We start from the raw sequence: 1,068 nt of genomic DNA, 5'->3' as shown, positions 1-1,068 counted from the left end.
GTCCGACCCATTGGAGGCCGCATGCAGAAGCGAACCAAGATCATCACCGCCTCGATCATCGCCGGAGTGCTCGTGCTCGGCGCGACGGCCGCCATCGCGGGCCCGATCGTCTACCGCGATCTCATCGTCGGCGAGGCCGAGGCGGCACCGTCGGTGACGACGGCGCCCTCGGCGACGGCCGAGGCCGGCACCGAGGCATCCGACCTCACCGGCGAGTGGACCGTGGCCGACGGCTCGTTCGCCGGCTACCGCGTCGACGAGGTGCTGAACGGCACCGACGTGACCGTCACCGGGCGCACCGCCGACGTGACCGGCAGCTTCACGGTCGACGGGCTGAGCCTGACCGCCGCGTCGATCGAGGTCGACGTCGCATCGATCGCGACCGACTCGGGCAACCGCGACGAGTACTTCCGCTCGAGCGCCCTGCGCACGGGCGAGTTCCCGACGGCGACCTTCGTGCTCACCGAGCCGATCACCGCCGACGTGGCGCCGGTCGTCGGCGAGGCGCAGACGGTAGAGGCCACGGGCGAGCTCACGCTCGCGGGCGTCACCCGCCCGGTCACCGTCGACCTCGACGCGGTCTGGAACGGCAGCGACGGGCAGGTCGCCGGCAGCATCCCGATCACCTTCGCCGACTTCGGCGTCGAGGCGCCGAACCTCGGGTTCGTCTCGGTCGAGCCCGACGGGTTCGTCGAGTTCTCTCTCGTGCTCGCGCGCGGCTGAGCCGGCTCGGGATGCGAACACGACGCCGCTACGTCGGCGCCACGCTCATCGCACCCACGGCGGGGCGACCGGAGCCGCGTCGCTCCCCGGAATCGAGGCGAGGGCGCCCGGGCTTCCGCAGACCAGGAATTCGCAGTCACTCGACGCGATGACGGTGCGCACGACATCGGCCGGCACGATGACGGTGTCCCCGGCGCTGACGGCGAACCGGTCGGATCCGGAGTGGAACGACGCTTCGCCCGCCAGCACGGTCCAGATCTGCTCCGAGTCGATGATGTGCCGTGGACCCGGTTGACCCGCCGGCATGCGGACTCGCCACAGGCTGGTGCGGGTGCTTCCACCCAC

The 1,068-nt window shown here is 71.4% G+C and carries 2 protein-coding genes; one reads left to right on the top strand and one right to left on the bottom strand.

Going from position 1 to position 1,068, the window contains the following annotated elements; translation table 11 throughout:
- Nucleotides 1-723, top strand: a 723-nt coding sequence (locus ACFWWU_RS37495; protein ID WP_384153770.1) for a YceI family protein, incomplete at its 5' end; no start/stop codon positions are given.
- A gap of 45 nt (nucleotides 724-768) precedes the next feature.
- On the opposite strand, the gene ACFWWU_RS37490 is transcribed toward ACFWWU_RS37495, so the two are convergent.
- The coding region (locus ACFWWU_RS37490; RefSeq protein WP_384153767.1) for a cupin domain-containing protein at nucleotides 769-1,068 on the bottom strand (300 nt) is incomplete at its 5' end.

This window comes from Streptomyces sp. NPDC058650 (assembly GCF_042717315.1).
GTDB lineage: Bacteria > Actinomycetota > Actinomycetes > Streptomycetales > Streptomycetaceae > Streptomyces.
Note: the sequence above shows the minus strand (reverse complement) of the source record. Positions and strands in the feature narration are given on the sequence as shown.